This is a genomic window from Streptomyces thermolilacinus SPC6 (assembly GCF_000478605.2).
In the GTDB taxonomy this organism is placed as follows: domain Bacteria; phylum Actinomycetota; class Actinomycetes; order Streptomycetales; family Streptomycetaceae; genus Streptomyces; species Streptomyces thermolilacinus.
Window position 1 is genome coordinate 3,379,528 of the sequence record NZ_ASHX02000001.1, and the last position, 19,917, is coordinate 3,399,444.

The window sequence follows — 19,917 nt, forward strand, 5'->3', positions numbered from 1 at the left end:
CCTGCACGGCGGGGTGCGCCTGTGGGGTCACGCCGGGAGTCCCGTCCCGGGGCGCCGCGCGGTGCCCCGGTCCAGGGCGGTGGAGGCCCTGGACGCCCGGAGGCCCTGGCCCGCCGGCCCCTGGCCCGCCGGCCGCTGCGGTGCGGGCGGGGGAGACCGGGGAGGGGGCGCGGGGGCGCGTTAGCGGGGGGTGCTGCGGCCGACGATGTTGCCCGCCCGGTCGATGCAGACCACGTCCACGGTGACCGGGGCGCCCCTGAGGACGGCGAGGGCCTGGTCGCGGGCGGTCTCCGCGACCCGGTCGCCGAGGGGGACGCCCCGGGCGGCGCAGAGCTGGAGGGCGGCCAGGCCCGTGTTGGCCACGGCCACCTCGGCGGCCAGGGACTCGTCGGCGCCCGCCGCGCGGGCCAGGTCGGCCAGGAGCGACTTGTCCACCTGGGAGCGGGCCGAGTGCAGGTCCAGGTGGCCCGCGGCGAGCTTGGACAGCTTCGCGAAGCCGCCGCAGATGGTGAGCCGGTCCACCGGGTGGCGGCGGATGTACTTCAGGACGGCGCCCGCGAAGTCGCCCATGTCGAGGAGGGCGTCCTCGGGCAGGTCGTACAGGGAGGTGACGGTCTTCTCGGAGGTCGAGCCAGTGCACCCCGCGACATGGGTGCGGCCCGCCGCGCGGGCCACGTCCACGCCGCGGCGGATGGAGTCGATCCACGCCGAGCACGAGTACGGCACGACGATCCCGGTCGTGCCGAGGATGGACAGGCCGCCCAGGATGCCGAGGCGGGGGTTCCACGTGGACCGGGCGATCTCCTCGCCGTTGTCCACCGAGACGGTGACCTCCACGTCGCCGGTGCCGCCGTGCGCCTCGGCGACCCGCGTCACATGGTCGCGGATCATCTGGCGCGGCACCGGGTTGATGGCCGGCTCGCCCACGTCGAGGGGCAGGCCGGGCCGGGTGACCGTGCCGACCCCGGCGCCCGCGCGGAACACCACCCCGGAGCCGGGCGGCAGGAGCCGTACCGTCGCGCGGACGAGCGCCCCGTGCGTCACGTCCGGGTCGTCGCCCGCGTCCTTCACGACGCCCGCCGTCACGTACGAGCCGCCGTGCTCCTCCACGGCGAGCGCGAACGCCGGGGTCTGCCCCTTCGGCAGCGTGATCGTCACCGGGTCGGGGAACTCCCCGGTCAGCAGCGCCGTGTACGCGGCGGTGGTGGCCGCCGTCGCGCAGGCACCGGTCGTCCAGCCGGGCCGGAGGCCGGTGTGCTTGAGTTGGGCGGTGCGCCCCCCGCTCGTACTCATGGACGGTGTCCCATGCATGTGTTGATCCTCGGCGGCACCACCGAGGGCCGCCGTCTGGCGGAGACGCTCCACGCGGACGGCGTCCGCGTGACCAGCTCCCTCGCGGGGCGGGTCGCCAGCCCGAAGCCGCTGCCCGGCGAGGTGCGCGTGGGCGGGTTCGGCGGTGCCGATGGCCTGGCCCGCTGGACGCGGGAGCACCAGGTGGACGCGGTCATCGACGCCACTCACCCTTTCGCCGGGACGATCAGTTTCAACGCGGCGCGGGCCGCCGCCACGTCCCATGTTCCCCTGCTCGCTCTGCGGCGCCCCGGGTGGACCCCCGGCGACGGTGACGACTGGCACCCGGTGGCCTCCCTGGAGGAGGCGGCGCACACCGTGCGGGGGCTGGGGCGGCGGGTGTTCCTGACCACGGGGCGCATGGGCCTCGCGGCGTTCGCGGACGTGTCCGACGTGTGGTTCCTGGTCCGCTCGGTGGACCCGCCGGAGCCTCCCCACCCGGCGCGGATGGAGGTGCTCCTCGACCGGGGGCCGTTCACGCCGGACGGTGAGCGGGAGGTGCTGCGCGCGTACGGGATCGACGTGCTGGTCACCAAGGACAGCGGGGGCGCGGCCACGGCCCCGAAACTGGTGGCCGCCCGCGAGGCCGGGGTGCCGGTGGTGATCGTGCGCCGCCCGCCCGTCCCGGACGGGGTACCGGTCGCCGCGACCGTCGAGGAGGCCGCCGCCTGGGTCGCCACCCGGGCGGGCTGAGCGACCGGTCCGGGAAGAAACCCGGCCGTCATGCGGGAGGGGGTCCGCTCGACGGCCGGGCCGGTGTCCTGATGCGTCGCGTGGTGCCGATCAGGCGCCAGTTCGTGGCGCCTCCGGGTAGCGGCGCGGCGTCCACGCCACCGTGCTGCCGTCACCGCGCCGCACGGCCTGCGTCTGGGAGGAGCCGATCAGCAGAAGGGTCCGCATGTCGACCTCGTCCGGGTCCAGGTCGGCCAGCGGCAGCACGCGGACGGACTCCTCGGGGCCGCCCACGTCCCGCGCCACGACCACCGGGGTGTCGGGCGCGCGCAGTTCCAGCAGCAGCTCACGGGCCTTGGCGACCTGCCACGTACGGCTCCGCGAACCAGGGTTGTACAGCGCCAGCACCAGGTCGGCCGAGGCGGCGGCCCGCAGGCGCTCCGCGATGACCTCCCAGGGCTTGAGCCGGTCCGACAGGGAGATCGTGGCGTAGTCGTGGCCCAGCGGGGCGCCCGCCTTCGCCGCGGCGGCGTTCGCCGCGGTCACGCCCGGCAGGACGCGCACCGGGACGTCGGCGTACTCCTCCTGCGACGCGACCTCCAGTACGGCCGTCGCCATCGCGAACACCCCGGGGTCGCCGCCCGAGACGACCGCCACGCGCCGTCCGCGCCGCGCCAGGTCCAGGGCGAACTCGGCCCGCTCGGACTCCACCTTGTTGTCGGAGCCGTGCCGCCGCTGGCCGGGCCGTACCGGCACCCGGTCCAGGTACGTCGTGTAGCCGACCAGGTCCGTCGCCGAGGCGAGCGCGCCCCGCGTCTCCGGCGTCAGCCACTGCGGGCCCGCCGGACCGGTGCCGACGACCACCACTTCGCCCCGCTCCGGTTCGGCCGGGCCCGTGTCCACGCGGGACGGCAGCACCGCCACCGAGAAGTACGGCACCGACTCCGGGTCCACCCCGGCGAGGGGAGCCGTGCGGCAGCCCTCCATGGTGGCGCGCTCCACGTAGTGGGCGTCCGCGAGCCGGTCCGTGCGCTCCAGGGCGCGGCGCACCGCCGGGAAGGTCCGGCCCAGCTTCATCACCACCGCCGAGTCCGTCGCGGCGATACGGGCCGTCAGCTCGTCCTCGGGAAGGGTCCCCGGAATGATCGTCAGGACCTCCTCGGCCTCCACCAGCGGCTTGCCGATGGTCGCGGCAGCGGCGCTGACGGAGGTGACGCCCGGGACGACCTCGGTCTCGTAGCGGTGCGCGAGACGCTTGTGCATGTGCTGGTACGAGCCGTAGAACAGCGGGTCGCCCTCGGCGAGCACCGCCACCGTCCGGCCCGCGTCGAGGTGCGCCGCCAGTCGCGCCGACGCCTCCTCGTAGAAGTCGTTCAGCGCGCCCCGGTAGCCGCCGGGGTGGTCAGTCGTCTCCACCGTGAGCGGGTACATCAGCCGCTCCTCGATGTGGTCCTCGCGGATGTGCTTCGCCGCGATGGACCGGGCGATGGACCGGCCGTGCCGGGCGCAGTGGTACGCGACGACGTCCGCCTCGGCGATGGCCTCCACCGCGCGCAGGGTCATCAGCGACGGGTCGCCGGGGCCCAGGCCGACGCCGTACAGCTTGCCGGCGCCCGGCGCGGGGGTGCCCGGCGCGGGGGAGCCGGTGGCCGTGGCGGTGCCGTTCGCCGTGGGGCCGCCGGTCGTTGTTTCACGTGAAACGTGCTCGCTCATTCCGCCTCGCTCGCGATCGCGTTGATCGCCGCGGCCGCCATGGCGCTGCCGCCGCGCCGGCCCCGTACGACGATGTGGTCGAGGTCCGAGGCCGCCAGCGCGTCCTTCGACTCGGCCGCGCCGATGAACCCGACCGGTATGCCGAGGACCGCCGCCGGGCGCGGCGCGCCGTCGCGGATCATCTCCAGCAGCCGGAACAGGGCGGTGGGCGCGTTGCCGATCGCCACGACCGAGCCCTCCAGCCGGTCGCGCCACAGCTCCAGCGCGGCCGCGCTGCGGGTGGTGCCCAGCTCGGCGGCGAGGCCCGGCACGGACGGGTCGGAGAGGGTGCAGATCACCTCGTTGTCGGCGGGGAGCCGCTTCCGGGTGACGCCGCTGGCGACCATCTGCGCGTCGCACAGGATCGGCGCCCCGGAGCGGAGGGCGGCGCGGGCGCGCGAGACGACCTCCGGCGTGTAGGCGAGGTCGCGGACGAGATCGACCATGCCGCAGGCATGGATCATTCGCACGGCGACCTGGCTGACGTCGGCGGGCAGCCCCGCGAGATCCGCCTCGGCGCGGATCGTGGCAAAGGACTGGCGGTAGATCTCCGCGCCGTCCTTCTCGTAGTCGAACACTGTGCTCCCGCTCATCTCTGTGCCTGTGCCTGTGCCTGTGCGTCGTCGTTGTCTCGTCGCGCGGTCCGTACGGTGATGTCGTACGTGCCGTCGCCGGTGGCCAGTACGTCCACCCAGTCGCCCTGCGGGTGGCCGCACCGCCGGTCGCACCCCGACCAGTGGACGGGCAGGCCCCGCAGCGCCGCGTCGTCCAGCGGCCGCGCGTCCGCCCGTACGTCGGCCAGGGCCTTGCCGCAGCCGGGGCGTCCCGTGCAGGCGCTCACCGCCAGCCACGGCGAACCGGGCCGGGTGAGGTACCCGGCCGCGTCCAGTGCCGCGAGCCGCTCCTCAGCCGCCGCGCGGCCGGGCAGGCCCGTCACGACGAAGCCGCGCCACGGGGTCACCCGCACCTCGTCGGCGGGCCCGGCCGCCAGGGCGCGGAACTGCTCGCTGGTGACCCGCCCCAGGGGTGCCACGACCGACACGGCACGGTCACCGACCAGTCCCGGCTCCGGCGGCGCGGCGGCCTCCGGCAGGCCGCCCGCGTCGGCCCGCGCGGCGACCGGCAGCGCACCGGCCCGGCCAGGAGCCGCGTCCGCCATGCCAGGCCCCGCGTCCACCCGGACCGCCTCCACCCCCGCAGCCGCCAGACGTTCCGTCACGGCGCCCTCCAGGGTCGTCCCAGGGGGCAGTTCCGCGACCCGCCAGGCACCCGTGCCGGCCTCCCGCGCGACCGCCAGGAACGCCTCAGCGGCGGCCAGCGCGGCCACCGGGGCGTCACCCGCGCCCACCCGCCAGGCCAGGCCACCGATCCGTACCAGAGCGCGCCCCTCGGGCTCTGCGAGCAACGTCACATCGCCGCCCAGCGGGGCCACGTCCCCGCGCCCGTCGTCCACGGCGAACAGGAAGCGCCCCGACAGGCCCGTCGTCCACGCCCGCGCGCACAGCAGCGCGTCCAGCTCGCGCGCCCATGCCTGGGCGTCGCCGAAGCCCCGGCCGTCGATTCCGGCCAGCGGCGAGACGACCATGTTGCGCACCCGTTCGTGCGCGGCGGACGGCAGCAGTCCGGCGCCGCCCAGCAGTTCGGCGAGGGCGAGCCCGCAGTCGTCGGGCAGGCCGCGCAGGTCGAGGTTGCCGCGCGAGGTGACGCCGATCCGGCCGTCGCCAAGACGGTCCGCCGCGTCGGCCAGCGCCGCGACCTGGCGGGCGGTCACCACGCCGGTGGGGAGCCGCAGACGGGCGAGGCCGCCGTCGTCCGCGCGGTGCAGCCGCAGCGCGCCGGGGCACGCGTCGGCGCGGTCGCGAACGCGTTCCCGTATGTGGGTTTCGCCCCCGTTTCGGGGATTTGGCGAGGTGGGCGGCATGGCGGCGAGCATACGCGCAGCCTCTACTATGCAGACGGCACAGGGTCCCAGGACCCTAGGGAGGAAGCCCGGTGCGAATCCGGCGCGGTCCCGCCACTGTGAGCAGGACCCCTCCGGGCCCCGCGAGTCAGGAACTCCCGCCACCCACGACCACCCGGGGCGAGGACATCCCCGAGGAAGGCCCGGCACGCCGTGATCCTGCTGCTGTCGCACTCCGACACCGACCTGCTGAGCGCCCGCGCGGCCGGCGGTCCGGTCGAGTACCGGTTCGCCAACCCCGCACGCCTCCCCATCGACGAGCTGCCCGGCCTCCTCGACGGCGCCGACCTCGTCGTCGTACGCCTCCTGGGCGGACTGCGCGCCTGGGAGGAGGGCATCGACCTGCTCCGCGCCCAGGACCGCCCGGTCGTCTTCCTGACCGGCGAACAGGCCCCCGACGCGCAGCTGATGGAGGCATCCACCGTCCCCATCGGCGTCGCCACCGAGGCGCACGCCTACCTCGCCCACGGCGGCCCGGACAACCTGGAGCAGCTCGCCCGCTTCCTGTCCGACACGGTCCTCCTCACCGGCCACGGCTTCGACCCGCCGGCCGCCGCCCCCACCTGGGGCCCCCTGGAGCGCACCCCCCGCGCCACCGACGGCCCGACCGTCGCCGTGCTCTACTACCGCGCCCACCACATGAGCGGCAACACCGCCTTCGTCGGCGCCCTGTGCGACGCCATCGAGGACGCCGGGGGCCGCGCCCTCCCGCTGTACGTCGCCTCGCTGCGCGCCCCCGAGCCGGAGCTGCTGGACCGGCTGCGCGGCGCCGACGCCATCGTCACCACCGTCCTCGCGGCGGGCGGCACCAAGCCCGCCGAGGCCCAGGCCGGAGGCGACGAGGAGGCGTGGGACGCGGGCGCGCTCGCCTCCCTCGACGTGCCCGTCCTCCAGGCGCTGTGCCTCACCGGGTCGCGCGCCGACTGGGAGGAGAACGACGAGGGCCTCTCCCCGCTGGACGCGGCCAGCCAGGTCGCCGTGCCCGAGTTCGACGGGCGGCTCATCACCGTCCCGTTCTCCTTCAAGGAGATCGACGAGGACGGCCTGCCCGCGTACGTGCCGGACGCCGAGCGCGCCGCCCGTGTCGCCGGGATCGCCGTCCGCCACGCCCGGCTGCGGCACATCCCGAACGCCGACAAGCGCCTGGCGCTGGTCCTCTCCGCGTACCCGACGAAGCACTCCCGCATCGGCAACGCCGTCGGCCTGGACACGCCCGCGTCCGCCGTCGCCCTGCTGCGTCGCCTGCGCGAGGAGGGGTACGACTTCGGCGACGAGGACGTGCCGGGCCTCGCGTCCGGCGACGGCGACGAGCTGATCTACGCCCTCATCGAGGCCGGCGGCCACGATCAGGACTGGCTCACCGAGGAGCAGCTGGCCCGCAACCCGGTCCGCATCCCGGCCGCCGACTACAAGCGCTGGTTCGCGACCCTGCCGGAGGAGCTGCGCTCCGCCGTCGAGCAGCACTGGGGCCCGCCGCCCGGCGAGATGTTCCTCGACCGGTCCCGCAACCCGGAGGGCGACATCGTCCTCGCCGCGCTGCGGCGCGGGAACCTGCTGATCCTCATCCAGCCGCCGCGCGGCTTCGGCGAGAACCCGATCGCGATCTACCACGACCCGGACCTCCCGCCGTCCCACCACTACCTGGCCGCCTACCGCTGGATCGCCACGCCCGCGTCCGACGGCGGATTCGGCGCGGACGCCATGGTCCACCTGGGCAAGCACGGCAACCTGGAGTGGCTGCCCGGCAAGAACGCCGGTCTGTCCGCCGCGTGCGGCCCGGACGCGGCCCTCGGCGACCTGCCGCTGATCTACCCGTTCCTCGTCAACGACCCGGGCGAGGGCACCCAGGCCAAGCGGCGCGCCCACGCCACGCTGATCGACCACCTGGTGCCGCCGATGGCGCGCGCCGACTCGTACGGCGACATCGCCCGTCTCGAGCAGCTGCTCGACGAGTACGCGCAGATCTCGTCCATGGACCCGGCGAAGCTCCCCGCGATCCGCGCGCAGATCTGGACGCTCATCCAGGCCGCCCGCCTCGACCACGACCTGGGCCTGGAGGACCGGCCCGACGACGACGGCTTCGACGACTTCCTGCTGCACGTGGACGGCTGGCTGTGCGAGGTGAAGGACGCGCAGATCCGCGACGGCCTGCACGTCCTCGGTACGGCCCCGTCCGGCGCCGAGCGGGTCAACCTGGTCCTGTCCATCCTGCGCGCCCGCCAGATCTGGGGCGGCACGCAGGCGCTGCCCGGGCTGCGCGAGGCGCTCGGCCTGGACGAGTCCGCCGCGACCCGCACCACCGCCGACGAGGCCGAGGCGAAGGCCCGCGCCCTGGTCGAGGCGATGGAGGCCGCCGACTGGGACCCGGCCGCCGTGGCGGCGGTGGCGGAGGGGCACGGCGAACAGGTCGCCGCCGTCCTGGACTTCGCCGCCCGGCAGGTCGTGCCGCGTCTCGCCGCGACGACCGCCGAACTGGACCACGCCGTGCACGCCCTGAACGGCGGGTTCGTCCCGGCCGGGCCGTCCGGCTCCCCGCTGCGGGGCCTGGTCAACGTCCTGCCGACGGGCCGGAACTTCTACTCCGTCGACCCGAAGGCCGTCCCGTCGCGCCTCGCCTGGGAGACCGGTCAGGCCCTCGCCGACTCGCTGCTGGAGCGGTATCGGGGCGACAACGGCGAATGGCCCACCTCGGTCGGCCTGTCCCTGTGGGGCACCAGCGCGATGCGCACCAGCGGCGACGACGTCGCGGAGGCGCTGGCGCTGCTGGGCATCCGCCCCGTGTGGGACGACGCCTCACGCCGCGTCAACGGCCTGGAGCCGATCCCCCTCGCGGAGCTGGGCCGTCCCCGCATCGATGTGACGCTGCGCATCTCGGGCTTCTTCCGCGACGCGTTCCCGCACACGATCGGGCTGCTGGACGACGCGGTGCGGCTCGCCGCCTCGCTGGACGAGCCCGCCACGGAGAACTACGTCCGCGCCCACGCGCAGGCCGACCTGGCCGAACACGGTGACGAGCGGCGCGCCACGACCCGCATCTTCGGCTCCCGCCCCGGCACGTACGGCGCGGGCATCCTCCAGCTGATCGACTCGCGCGACTGGCGCACCGACGCGGACCTCGCGGAGGTCTACACGGTGTGGGGCGGCTTCGCGTACGGGCGCGGCCTGGACGGGCGCCCCGCGCGCGAGGAGATGGAGACCGCGTACAAGCGGATCGCGGTGGCCGCGAAGAACACGGACACCCGCGAGCACGACATCGCCGACTCGGACGACTACTTCCAGTACCACGGCGGCATGGTCGCCACCGTCCGCGCGCTGCGCGGCACGGCGCCCGAGGCGTACATCGGCGACTCGACCCGCCCGGAGACGGTGCGGACGCGGACGCTGGTGGAGGAGACGTCCCGGGTGTTCCGCGCGCGGGTGGTCAACCCGCGCTGGATCGAGGCGATGCGCCGCCACGGCTACAAGGGCGCCTTCGAGCTGGCGGCGACCGTGGACTACCTCTTCGGGTACGACGCCACGACCGGCGTCGTCGCGGACTGGATGTACGACAAGCTGACCGAGGCGTACGTCCTGGACCCGGAGAACCGCGCGTTCCTCCAGGAGGCCAACCCCTGGGCGCTGCACGGCATCGCGGAGCGGCTCCTGGAGGCGGAGTCGCGGGGCATGTGGGCGAAGCCGGACCCGAAGGTGCTGGAGGCGCTGAAGCAGGTGTACCTGGAGACCGAGGGCAACCTCGAGGGCGGGGACACCGAGTAGGTCCGCGCGCAGGGCCCCGCGGGTGTCGTGCGTGTCGTGCGCCAGGGTCCCCGCGCCGTCCACAGGCCGCCCGGCCGGGTTTCCACAGGCTCGGCCGGGTGTGGTCCTCCCGTCGTACCGTGTGGAGCGGCGACGCTCCGCGGGGTGCGGGCGGGGGCGTTCCGGGTGCCGAGCGGGCGGGCGGGGCGGAGACTGCCCGTATGAGCGATGACGTGGTGGCCGTCACCGGGGCGAGCGGGCGGATCGGACGGCGGGTGGCCGACCGGCTGGGCGTGGCCGGAGTGCCGGTGCGGCTGGTGGGGCGCGACCCCGCGCGGCTGCCGGACGTGCCGGGGGCGGTGAAGGCGCCGCCCGCCGCGTACGGGGACGGCGACGCGATGCGGGCCGCGCTGGACGGCGCCGACACGCTGTTCCTCGTGTCGGCGCACGAGACGCCGGACCGTGTGGCGGAGCACCGTACGGCCGTGGACGCGGCGGTCGCGGCCGGGGTGGGGCGGATCGTGTACCTGTCGCTCCAGGGCGCCGCGCCGGACGCGACGTTCACGTTCGCGCGCGACCACTGGCACACGGAGCAGTACGTCCGCGCCCACGACGGGCTGGCGTTCACGTTCCTCCGCGACAGCTGGTACCTGGCGGGCATCCCCGCGATGACCGGCAAGGACGGCGTCATCCGGGGCCCGGCCGGGAACGGCAGGGTGGCCGCCGTGGCGCACGAGGACATCGCGGACGTGGCGGCGGTGGTGCTGCTGGCCCGTGACGGGCGGCACGACGGCGCCACGTACGACGTGACCGGCCGCGAGGCGTTCACCCTCGCGGAGGCGGCGGAGGAGATGTCCCGGGCGACCGGCCGGACGATCCGCTACCTCCCCGAGACCCGCGACGAGGCGTACGCGTCACGCGCCGGGTACGGCGCCGAGCGGTGGCAGCTCGACGGCTGGGTCAGCTCGTACGAGGCGATCGCGCGCGGCGATCTGGGCGCGGTCTCCGACACCGTCGAACGGCTGGCGGGACACGCGCCCATGACCCTGCGGGAGTTCCTGGCGAAGCACCCGCGCAGCTACGCCCACCTGACGGCGTAGCCCTGGGGCGGCCAGTGCCGGGTCAGTCCTCGCCGAGGACGATGTGCCAGTCCTGGGCCGCCGGGTCCTCAGGCTCTCTGTCCGTGCGGGCCGGACGGCAGGTGCGGACTCTGCCCTGGATGTCGCGGTTGAGGGAGATCGGCTGGTGCGCGGCGGGCGTGTCGGCGCCTCCGCCCGCGCCGGGCGCTGTCTGTGTACTCATGGCGACCGAGTACCCACGCTGTGCGAGGCAAACGGAAAATCATATGCTCCCGTACGGCCCGTTCCGTACGGTTGTTTCACGTGAAACCCCTCTCTGAGAAACAGATCCGTGCGTCCTTCGTGAACTGCTCGAAGGGCGACGCGGCCCGGCTCAAGCTTCCGTCCGACTTCGCCGACCTCCCCTGGGAGGACCTGGACTTCCTCGGCTGGCGCGACCCCGGCGCCCCCCTCCGTGCCCATATCGTCCTCCCACCGGACGCCCTGCCGACGGGCCCGGACGGAAGCGGCGGCCCGGTCGGGGTCACCCTGCGGGTGCCGGAACGAGGCCGTACCAGCGCGGTGAAGTCCAGCCTGTGCCGGATCTGCCTCACCGGGCACGCCTCGTCCGGCGTCACCCTGTTCTCCGCCCCGCGCGCTGGCGCCGCGGGACGGGACGGCAACACCGTCGGCCTGTACGTGTGCTCCGATCTCGCCTGCTCGCTGTACGTGCGCGGCAAGCGGGAGCCCGCGCTGCGCACCCGCTACGAGGAGTCGCTCAGCGTGGAGGAGCGGATCGACCGGATGCGGGCCCACCTCCTCGCGTTCGTGGAGAACGTCCGGCTACCGTCCGCCGCATGAGCACCGGGGGGCGGCACGGGACGGGGGGCCACCGTGCCGCCCCTGCCCGCCGCCCGGCGTGGTGCGCCGCCGCACCGACCTGACGGCGCTGTGCACCGCCACCGTGTTCTTCTGGCTGTTGCTCACCCCCTCCCTCGTCCCCCGACCCTGGGTCCTCCAAGGCGTCGTCGGCGGCATCACCGCCACGATCGGCTACGCCACGGGAGCGACCGTGTCGGGGCTGGTCAGGGCGGCTCTGCGCCGGAGGGCCGAGGCGCGGGCCCGGGAGGCCCCGGACGGGTCACGGGACGCCCCCGCCCGGCGGCGGGAGGCTCCGGTCCGCCTCGCGGCGGGGGCGCGCGAGGGTCCGGGGCGCTGGGAGGCTGCGTTACGGGCGCTCCCGCGGGTCGGGGCCCGGTGGGCGTACTGGCTGCTCAGCCCGCTCCTCACCGGCCGGCTGATCCGGCTCGCCGCCCGCCGCCTCATCCGCGCCCTCGGCGGCTGGCTGCCCCGACCCGTCGCGGTCGGCGCGGGCCTGGCGCTCACCGCGCCGGCCGTCACGGTCGGCATACGGGACGTCGTGTTCGACCGGGGCATCATCGACGTCGCCGACCGGATCGCCGAGACCACCAACCGGGGCACCAAGGACGGCGTCAGCCGCCCCGCCTCCCCGTACGTCTCCGGCCGGCCCCGGCTCGCTGGTGCGCTGGCAGGATCTCGGCTACCAGGGCCGCAACTTCACCGGCACCACGCCCACCCGCCCCGCCATCAGCGCGTACACCGGCCGTCCCGCCAAGGACCCGGTCCGGGTGTACGTCAGCTCCCAGCTGCCGCGCGCCTCCGAGGGCGGGACCGACGAGAACGCGCCGTTCCGCGCGCAGGCCCGCCTCCGTACGGGAACTGGAGCGCACCGGGGCGTTCACCCGCGAGGTGCTGGCCGTCGCGGGCACCACGGGCAGCGGCTGGATCGACTCGAACGCCGCCCAGGCGCTGGAGCACCTGCACGGCGGGACACGGCGGTCGTCGCCGTCCAGTACTCGTACCTGCCGTCCTGGGTGTCGTTCCTCGTGGACAAGGAGAAGGCCGGCAAGGCCACGCGCGCCCTGACCGACGCCGTACGGGCCCGGCTCGACACGCTCCCGGCCGGTGACCGCCCGAAGCTGGTCGTCACCGGCGAGAGCCTCGGCGCGTACGCGGTGGAGACGTCGTACGGCTCCGTGGAGGCGCTGCTCGCCGGTACGGACGGGGCCGTGCTGCTCGGCACCCCGCACTTCTCGCCGGTCGCCCGCCAGGTGCGGGAGGGCCGTGACGCGGGCAGCCCCGTGCGGCGGCCGCAGTACGAGGGCGGGCGGCATGTGCGCGTCGCGCAGCTCCCGGCGGTGGACCTGCGGCGCCCGGCGGCCGGGCCGTGGGCACGGCCACGCGTGGTGTACCTCCAGAACGCGTCCGACCCGATCGTCCGGTGGTCCACGGACCTGCTGTTCGAGCGGCCCGAGTGGATGGACGAGCCGCTGGGCCCGGACATCACACCGGAGATCAACTGGTTCCCGGTCGTGGCGTTCTGGCAGACCACCGTCGAGATGGCCGTCAGTTACGGGGTGCAGGCGCCGCACGGCCACCGCTACGGGGCCGCCTCCGTGGACGCATGGGCGGCGGTCGTCCCGCCCCAGGGGTGGGCGGAGCAGGACACGCGGCGGCTGAGGGCGTACATCGCGAGCAGGAGGGCCCCGTACTAGCGGGGGCCCGGCTACATCCTTCGGCGCAGCGGCGGTTCGTCCCCGGACACGACGAACGGCGGCCGGGGCGCGCGGACGATGGGACGCATGACGACCAGGGGGAAGAGAGCCGGGACGACGGCGGGCACGCCTACGGGGGCGACGGCCGGGGCGCCTACAGGAACGCCCACGGGGACGACGGCGGGCGCGCCGGGACCGGACGGCGGTGGCGGGAGCGGCGGCGGCGGCGGCCGGTTGCCGCTGCTGGACGTGCTGCGCGGTGTCGCGATCCTCGGCACGCTGATGACCAACGTGTGGATCTTCACAGGCGCGGGCGGCGAGTGGGGCGTCCTGGCCGCCGGTGCGCCGTCGCTGCTCGGCGGCGGTTCGGCGGGCGACGTGGCGGAGGCCGTGTTCCGGCTGGTCGCGGACGGCAAGTTCCTGTCGATGCTGACGATCCTGTTCGGCGCGGGCCTCGCCATCCAGTACCGCTCGGCGGAGCGGCGCGGTGAGCCGTGGCCGGGTCGCTACCGGTGGCGGGCGCTGTTCCTGTTCACCGAGGGCACCCTGCACTTCCTGCTGATCTTCGCGTGGGACGTGCTCATGGGGTACGCCGTGACCGCGCTGTTCACCGCCTGGCTGCTGACCCGTTCGGCACGGGCCCGGCGGCGCGTGACGGCGTGGGCGCTCGGGCTGCACCTGACGCTCATGGGGCTGCTGACGGCGGCCCTCGCGTACGGGGACGGGGACGCGGGGGCGGGCGGCGGAGTGCCGCGGGAGGTCGTGGACCTGTACGCGCACGGCGGCTGGGCGGACCTGGTCGCGTTCCGGCTGGAGAACGCCGTCGTCCTGCGCGTCGAGCCGGTGCTGACGTTCGGTCTGCTGCTGTTCCTGTTCCTGCTGGGCGTGCGGCTGATGCGGGCCGGGGCCTTCGGCGCGGACGCGACCGGACGGCGAATACGGGCGCGGATGCTCCGGTGGGGCCTCGGCGTGGGCGTGCCGCTGAACGTCGCGTGCGCGCTGGGCGGCGACGCCTGGTTCCTTATGGGCCGGTACGGGGCGGCGCCACTGGTCGCGGTCGGATACGTCGGCCTGATCGGGGCGGTCGTGGACCGGGTGCGGCGGCCGGGCCCGCTGACCTCGAGCCTCACGTCCCTGGGCCGTACGGCCCTGTCCGGGTACGTCCTCCAGAACCTGCTGTGCGGCGTCGTCGCGTACGGCTTCGGCCTCGGGCTCGCGGAGAAGCTCGGCGACGGCGCGGGCGGTGGCGGCGGGCGCGGCTGGGAGCCCTGGTGGGTGATGGGCCTGTGGGCGGCGGTGTCCGTGCTGCTGCTCGCCGGTTCGACGCTGTGGCTGCGGCGGTTCCCGGCGGGGCCGCTGGAGTCGGCGCAGCGGTGGGCGCTGAGGCTGACCGAAAAGCGCTCGACAGGCCGAGGCGGATCTTCCTAGGGTCGGTGGTACGGCATCGCGTGTCGGTCACCGTCCGGGTGAGGCATGGAGGTGCCCGTGAGATGCCCACGGAGGCATTCCACCGTGTCAGTAGAGCTCAACCACACCATCGTCGCCGCAAAGGACAAGCGGGAGTCCGCCGAGTTCCTCGCCCGCATCCTCGGTCTGGAGGTGGGCGCCGAGATGGGCCCCTTCCTCCCGGTGCAGACCGCCAACGGAGTCACCCTCGACTTCGCGACGGTCCCCGAGGAGCACATCACGACGCAGCACTACGCGTTCCTCATATCGGAGGCCGAGTTCGACGCGGCCTTCGCGCGCATCCGGCAGGCGGGCATCCCGTACTGGGCCGACCCGCGCCGGGAGCGCCCCGGCCAGATCAACCGCAACGACGGGGGGCGCGGGCTGTACTTCATGGACCCGTCCGACCAGGCCATGGAGATCATCACCCGCCCGTACGGCAGTGGAGCCGACCCGGCCGCGTAGCTGCCTGGCTGCGAAGCCGAGCCCCGCGCCGCCGCCCGGCCGTGTGGCAGCGCCGCCGTGTCCCGCCCGGCCGTGTCAGGCCCGGCCGCGTCACCGCCCGGCCGTCGTATCCGACGGGTTCCAGCGGGCCGTGCGCCGCCGGGCCAGCCACAGGGTCGCGGCGGCCACGCACGCCGAACCGACCATCAGGAGCGGTACCAGCGGGCTCGGCGGCCGCGCGCCGTGTGCCATGGCCGCTGTCGCCCGGGCGTCCGTACCGTCCGGGCGGTCCGCGGCGGGACCGGCGGCGCCGGGGGGCACGTCACCGGAGGGCGCGGCGGCGTTCCCGGAGGCCGTACGGGCGGAGCCGTCGGACCCGGCACCCGCACCGGCCGCCGGGCCGGACACGGAGCCCCGGTCGTTCGCCTCACCGGAAGCCGCGGCCCCGCCCGTCGCCGGGGTCCTGCCGGGGGCTCCGGCGGCGAGGGTCGCCCGGCCGGGCTCGGGCGCGGACGGGGCGGCGGGGGTCTTCGGGCCCTGCGACACGAGCCGGGTGGCGGGCGGCGGCAGCAGCGACCCGACGGGCCGGACCTTCGACCCGTGCGCGAACCCCCAGTCCAGCAGCTCCCTGGCCTCCTCGTACACCGCGCGCTGCCCGCCGGACGGGTTCATGACCGTGACGACGAGGGTGCGCCCGTCGCGCCGGGCGGCGGCGATCAGGGTGTGGCCGGCGCCGCTCGTGTAGCCGTTCTTCACCCCGAGGACGCCGGGGTACTTGGCGATGCCGTCCTCGCCGGTGAGCAGCCGGTTCGTGTTGCGGATGCCGTACGACCAGCCGCCGGCGGGGAACGACGCGTACGGCAGGGCGCAGTACCGGGCGAAGTCCGGGTTCCGCAGCCCCTCGCGGCCGAAGACGGCGAGGTCGTACGCGGACGAGACCTGGCCCGGCGCGTCGTACCCGTCCGGTGACACGACCCTCGTGTCCAGCGCGCCGAGCGCGCGGGCGGTGGCCTCCATCTGGCGCGCGGTGGCCTCCCAGCCGCCGTTGAGACCGGCCAGCACGCGGACGGCGTCGTTGCCGGAGTGCAGGAACACCCCGCGCCAGAGGTCCGCGATCTTGTACGTCACGTCCTCCTTCACCCCGACGAGGCTGCTGCCCGCGCCGATCCCGGTCAGCTCCCGCTCGGAGACCGTGTGCTGGGCGGTCTGCGACAGCTTCGGCAGGACGGTCAGCGCGAACAGGGCCTTCAGGGTGGAGGCGGGCGGCATCTTCTTGTGGGCGTTGTACGCGGCGAGGACGTTGCCGGTACCGGCGTCCGCGACGAGCCAGGAACGCGCCGAGAGGGACGGCGGCGCGGTGGCGCCGGGCGGGAGCCGCACCTGCGTACCGGGCCGGTGCAGCACCGCCGGATCGACCCGGGCACCGGGACGGGGCGGCATGGGCTCCCCGGGCCGGGGGGAGGTGCGGGCGGCTGCGGCGGCCGTCGTGGCTGCGGTGGCGGCCGCGGTCCCGGTGGCGGTCGTGGCCGCGGCCGAGGCGGCGGAGGACAGCACGAGGAGGGGGAGGAGCAGGGCGAGCAGGAGGAGGGTGGCGAGGCCCGCGGCGGTCCGGGGCGCGGAGCTGACGATCATTCAGCCACGGTAGGAAGCGGGTCCGGGGTGCGCCCGTCGGCGTGCACCAACCGGTGGACGCCGCACCCCCACCCGGGTGCGACCCTCACGCGGCGCCCGGGGACCCGTACCCGGGGGGCCGCTCGTCCGGGCGGCGCTGGCGGGGGGCGTCCGCCGGGCCCGCTGGGTGGGGCGCCCGCCGGGCCCGCGTATCCGCCGGGGCCGTGGGATGGGGGGTGCCTGCCGGGCCCAGGGGTGGGGCCGTGCGAGGGGCCGCAGGGGGGTTGTCATTCGGATGGCGGCGCCAGGGGGCTTCCGGGGAGCAGGGGGTGGCCGGGGCTGATATTCCGGAGAAGTAAGCGTCCGTGGGGGGCTTGCCGAGTGGAGGGCCACCTATGACCCAGTACGTCTCGACCACCAGCCTTGCGGTGGACTTTCAGCAGGGCATCACCGACGCCTGGTCGAGGGTCGCCACGTTCGTCCCGAAGTTCGTGGCCTTCCTGGTCATCCTGGCCATCGGCTGGTTCGTGTCCAAGATCATCGCCAAGGTGGTGGACCGGGTCCTGCGGAAGGTCGGCTTCGAGCGGCTCAGCGAGCGCGCGGGCTCCGACCGCATGCTCGCGAACTCCCAGTACGACGCCACCGGCATCGTCAGCAAGGTCGTCTACTACGGGCTCCTCCTGGTCACCCTCCAGCTCGCCTTCGGCGTCTTCGGGCCGAACCCGATCAGCGGCATGATCGACAGCATCGTCGCCTGGCTGCCGAAGGCCCTGGTCGCGCTGGTCCTGGTGGTCGTCGCGATGGCCATCGCCAACGCCGTCCGCAACATCGTGCGCGGCGTCCTCTCCGGCGTCTCGTACGGCAACACCGTCGCCACCGTCGTCTGGGGCGTGATTATCGCGCTCGGTGTGATCGCCGCGCTGGGCCAGGCCGGTATCGCCACGGCCGTCACGCAGCCGGTGCTGTACGCGGTGCTCGCCGCGGCGGCCGGCATCCTGATCGTCGGCGTCGGCGGCGGCGCGATCGTGCCGATGCGGCAGCGGATGGAGCGCTGGATGAGCTCCGCCGAGCAGGAGTCGGCCAAGGCCAAGGCCGGTACAGGGGCGTACATGGCCGGCCGTGAGGACGCGATGAGCCAGCAGCGGCGGGAGCAGGAGCGCCAGCGGCGCGGGATGGGCGGCGGCACGGGCGGCGCGAACCGGATGTGATCCGGTCCCTCCGGGCGGAAGGACGGCCCAGCTCCGGGACCCGGTACCGGGCCGGGAGCGCGGGCCCGGAGGCCAGGGTCAGTCCGGATCCAGGTCGCGGTCCTGGTCGAGGCCGAGGCCGAAGTCTAGGTCCGGGTCCCGTACGCCGTGCGCGTCGAGCGGGCCCCGGGCCTCGGCCCGGGCGCCCAGCAGGTCGTACCGGCGTATCAGCCAGCAGATGGCCGTCAGTCGGCAGACGGCGAAGTCGTACCCCGGCGGCTCGTCCCAGCCGGTCTCGGCGAGCGCGTCGAGGAAGCCGAGCGCGTAGTCGGAGAGCGCCTCCTCGTCCGGCGGCCCCGGCACCAGCTCCGGGCCGACGGCGCCGATGCGCTCGCGCAGCGCGGCCACGTGCTGGTCGACGGCGGCGACGAAACCGGGCTCGAAGGCGAACTCGGCCAGGCGCGGCGCGAACGTCGTGGCGACGGTGGTGAGAGGCGACAAGGAAGGCACTCGCCCACGTTAGGCGGAGGGCGGCCGCCCTGAAGACCCCCAAAGGCGACATGCGACACATCTCACGCCCAGCGGGCGGTAGTTGATCAATGGGTACGGTCCGGGCGGATTCCTCGTCGGCAGGATAGGGGCCGCTCCTGAGGGGCACTTGGGAGGGAACTTCTTTCGGAGCCCGCCCCTGAGACCTCGGGAGGAACCCATGAACGCGGTCCTGCACGACAAGCTCTTCATGCGCCTTCACGAACTGCCGGTGCTGGCCCATATGACCTACGACGAGAACGACCCGTACGCGGTCCGCGTGGCGTTCACGGACGGTGAGTACGTGTACGCGGAGTGGCGCCTCGACCGGGGGATGCTCCGGGAGGGGATGCGGCGCGAGGTCGGCGAGGGAGATGTCCGAATCTGGCCGGGTGTCCATATAGAACTGTGCGGCGAGGCCGACTTCACGGTCGGCGAGGAGTCGCTGGCGCGGTTCCTGGAGCGTACGTACGAGGTGGTGCCCGAGGGTGAGGAGCGGGTCGATGTGGACGGCCTCGTCACTCGCCTCCTGACCGCGGGCTGAGCCGACGGCGGGGCGCCTGAGCGGCAGCCGAGGGCGTGGAGAGGTCGTCGCACGCCTCCTGGGGCGATGCGGGACGGGACGGGGTGCGCGGCCGGGGCGGACAGGTCTTCCGAAGCCGCCGGGTCCTAGGCTTTCCGGCCATGAGCCCGAGCCCGAGTCCCCGTCCGAGCCCGCGACCGAGCCCGAGGCCGCGCATCGGCCTGCGGCGACGAGCGGCCGGTGGTGCCGCGCTCGACGGGGCGGTGCTGGGGGCCGTGGCCCTGGGCGGGGCGCTGGGCGCGGGGGCGAGGTACGGCGTGGCGGTGGCGCTGCCCACCGGGCAGGACGGGTTCCCCTGGGCGACGCTGTGGACGAACGTCGCGGGCTGCGCGCTGATGGGCGTGTTCATGGCGCTGCTGGACGAGGCGCGGCGCCCGCACCGGCTGCTGCGGCCCCTGGTCGGTACGGGCATGCTGGGCGGGTTCACGACGTTCTCGGCGTACGCCCTGGAGACCCGGGCGCTGCTGGAGGGCGGCCGTGCGGTGACGGCGTTCGCGTACCTGGCGGGCACGCTGGTCGCGGCGCTGCTGGCGGTGGCGGTGGCGGCGTGGGCGACTCGGGGCGCGGTGGCGCTGGTACGGAGGAGGCGGGCGGCATGACCGGTACGGCCCGGGTGCCGTCGGGTGCGGCTACGCGGCTGACGGTCCTCGTCGGGGAGGCGGACCAGTGGCGCCACAGGCCGCTGTACGCGGAGATCGTGCACCGCGCCCACGAGGCGGGCCTCGCGGGGGCGAGCGTGTTCCGGGGCGTGGAGGGCTTCGGCGCGTCGTCGCGGGTCCACACGTCACGGCTGCTGTCGCTGAGCGAGGACCTGCCGGTGGCGGTGGTGATCGTGGACGAGGACGCGCGGGTGCGGGAGTTCCTGCCCAGGCTGGAGGGCCTCGTGGACGGCGGCCTGGTGACGCTGGAGCGCTGCGAGGTGGTGCGGTACGGGGACGGAGCCCCTGGTGCGGGCCCGGGTTCCGGTGCGGGCGGTGACCCGCGCGCGGGCGGTGCGGGGTCCGGTGCGGGCGGC

The 19,917-nt window shown here is 75.0% G+C and carries 16 protein-coding genes, 3 pseudogenes and 1 riboswitch; of the genes and pseudogenes, 12 read left to right on the top strand and 7 right to left on the bottom strand.

Going from position 1 to position 19,917, the window contains the following annotated elements; all coding sequences use genetic code 11:
• Positions 1-180: 180 nt before the first annotated feature.
• Positions 181-1,293: a cobalt-precorrin-5B (C(1))-methyltransferase gene (locus tag J116_RS14575; RefSeq protein WP_023587801.1), complete on the bottom strand. Its 1,113-nt coding sequence runs from the start codon at positions 1,291-1,293 to the stop codon at positions 181-183.
• Positions 1,294-1,305: 12 nt separating this feature from the next.
• Here J116_RS14575 and J116_RS14580 point away from each other — a divergent pair, with 12 nt between their 5' ends.
• Positions 1,306-2,043: a cobalt-precorrin-6A reductase gene (locus J116_RS14580; protein ID WP_023587802.1), complete on the top strand. Its 738-nt coding sequence runs from the start codon at positions 1,306-1,308 to the stop codon at positions 2,041-2,043.
• Between the two features lie 90 nt (positions 2,044-2,133).
• On the opposite strand, the gene J116_RS14585 is transcribed toward J116_RS14580, so the two are convergent.
• The 3 genes from J116_RS14585 to J116_RS14595 are packed head-to-tail and all read right to left on the bottom strand — an operon-like array spanning position 2,134 to position 5,707.
• A complete protein-coding gene (locus tag J116_RS14585) occupies positions 2,134-3,735 on the bottom strand; it encodes a precorrin-2 C(20)-methyltransferase (protein ID WP_023587803.1) in 1,602 nt (533 codons plus the stop codon).
• Positions 3,732-4,367: a precorrin-8X methylmutase gene (locus tag J116_RS14590; RefSeq protein ID WP_037946698.1), complete on the bottom strand. Its 636-nt coding sequence runs from the start codon at positions 4,365-4,367 to the stop codon at positions 3,732-3,734. Before J116_RS14590 ends, J116_RS14585 begins: the two co-directional genes overlap by 4 nt.
• Positions 4,364-5,707, bottom strand: coding sequence for a nitrite reductase (locus tag J116_RS14595; RefSeq protein WP_023587805.1), 1,344 nt, complete (start codon positions 5,705-5,707; stop codon positions 4,364-4,366). Before J116_RS14595 ends, J116_RS14590 begins: the two co-directional genes overlap by 4 nt.
• A 10-nt stretch (positions 5,708-5,717) precedes the next feature.
• A riboswitch (cobalamin riboswitch) is annotated at positions 5,718-5,850 on the top strand.
• A 37-nt stretch (positions 5,851-5,887) separates the two neighbouring features.
• On the opposite strand from J116_RS14595, the gene cobN reads away from it, so the two are divergent.
• Positions 5,888-9,490 (top strand): cobaltochelatase subunit CobN, encoded by a 3,603-nt coding sequence (cobN, locus tag J116_RS14600; protein WP_023587806.1) that lies wholly within the window; start codon positions 5,888-5,890, stop codon positions 9,488-9,490.
• A gap of 200 nt (positions 9,491-9,690) precedes the next feature.
• Positions 9,691-10,569, top strand: a complete 879-nt coding sequence (locus J116_RS14605; RefSeq protein ID WP_023587807.1) for an NAD(P)H-binding protein — start codon at positions 9,691-9,693, stop codon at positions 10,567-10,569.
• A 22-nt stretch (positions 10,570-10,591) separates the two neighbouring features.
• On the opposite strand, the gene J116_RS14610 is transcribed toward J116_RS14605, so the two are convergent.
• Positions 10,592-10,771: a hypothetical protein gene (locus tag J116_RS14610; protein ID WP_023587808.1), complete on the bottom strand. Its 180-nt coding sequence runs from the start codon at positions 10,769-10,771 to the stop codon at positions 10,592-10,594.
• 80 nt (positions 10,772-10,851) lie between these two features.
• Here J116_RS14610 and J116_RS14615 point away from each other — a divergent pair, with 80 nt between their 5' ends.
• The 5 genes and pseudogenes from J116_RS14615 to J116_RS14630 all read left to right on the top strand — a co-directional run bounded on the left by J116_RS14615 (position 10,852) and on the right by J116_RS14630 (position 15,014).
• Positions 10,852-11,388, top strand: coding sequence for an FBP domain-containing protein (locus J116_RS14615; protein WP_023587809.1), 537 nt, complete (start codon positions 10,852-10,854; stop codon positions 11,386-11,388).
• 103 nt (positions 11,389-11,491) lie between these two features.
• Positions 11,492-11,998 (top strand): annotated as a pseudogene (locus J116_RS30915) (alpha/beta-hydrolase N-terminal domain-containing protein); the annotation flags it as partial.
• 299 nt (positions 11,999-12,297) lie between these two features.
• Positions 12,298-13,103: pseudogene (locus J116_RS30920) on the top strand (alpha/beta-hydrolase family protein).
• Between the two features lie 87 nt (positions 13,104-13,190).
• The gene (locus J116_RS14625) at positions 13,191-14,531 is read left to right on the top strand and encodes a DUF418 domain-containing protein (RefSeq protein ID WP_023587810.1); all 1,341 of its coding nucleotides are present in this window, start codon (positions 13,191-13,193) and stop codon (positions 14,529-14,531) included.
• A gap of 84 nt (positions 14,532-14,615) precedes the next feature.
• Complete coding sequence (locus J116_RS14630) at positions 14,616-15,014, top strand: VOC family protein (RefSeq protein ID WP_023587811.1); 399 nt, start codon at positions 14,616-14,618, stop codon at positions 15,012-15,014.
• Between the two features lie 90 nt (positions 15,015-15,104).
• On the opposite strand, the gene J116_RS14635 is transcribed toward J116_RS14630, so the two are convergent.
• Positions 15,105-16,625 carry a D-alanyl-D-alanine carboxypeptidase family protein gene (locus J116_RS14635; protein WP_023587812.1) on the bottom strand — a complete coding sequence of 507 codons (1,521 nt, stop codon included), beginning with the start codon at positions 16,623-16,625 and terminating at the stop codon, positions 15,105-15,107.
• Positions 16,626-16,999: 374 nt separating this feature from the next.
• Here J116_RS14635 and J116_RS14640 point away from each other — a divergent pair, with 374 nt between their 5' ends.
• Entirely contained in the window at positions 17,000-17,812 is an 813-nt protein-coding gene (locus tag J116_RS14640; RefSeq protein ID WP_023587813.1) for a mechanosensitive ion channel family protein, read from the top strand.
• A 78-nt stretch (positions 17,813-17,890) separates the two neighbouring features.
• Here the strand turns inward: J116_RS14640 and J116_RS14645 are convergent, their stop codons facing one another.
• Positions 17,891-18,301 carry a DUF6401 family natural product biosynthesis protein gene (locus J116_RS14645; RefSeq protein WP_317135524.1) on the bottom strand — a complete coding sequence of 137 codons (411 nt, stop codon included), beginning with the start codon at positions 18,299-18,301 and terminating at the stop codon, positions 17,891-17,893.
• A gap of 199 nt (positions 18,302-18,500) precedes the next feature.
• On the opposite strand from J116_RS14645, the gene J116_RS14650 reads away from it, so the two are divergent.
• The 3 genes and pseudogenes from J116_RS14650 to J116_RS14660 form a co-directional block, all read left to right on the top strand.
• Positions 18,501-18,863 carry an SsgA family sporulation/cell division regulator gene (locus tag J116_RS14650; RefSeq protein ID WP_023587815.1) on the top strand — a complete coding sequence of 121 codons (363 nt, stop codon included), beginning with the start codon at positions 18,501-18,503 and terminating at the stop codon, positions 18,861-18,863.
• 140 nt (positions 18,864-19,003) lie between these two features.
• Positions 19,004-19,501, top strand: coding sequence for a fluoride efflux transporter FluC (locus tag J116_RS14655; protein WP_079147732.1), 498 nt, complete (start codon positions 19,004-19,006; stop codon positions 19,499-19,501).
• Positions 19,498-19,848 (top strand): annotated as a pseudogene (locus tag J116_RS14660) (DUF190 domain-containing protein); the annotation flags it as partial. The gene J116_RS14655 and the pseudogene J116_RS14660, both read left to right, overlap by 4 nt.
• Between the last annotated feature and the right edge of the window lie 69 nt (positions 19,849-19,917).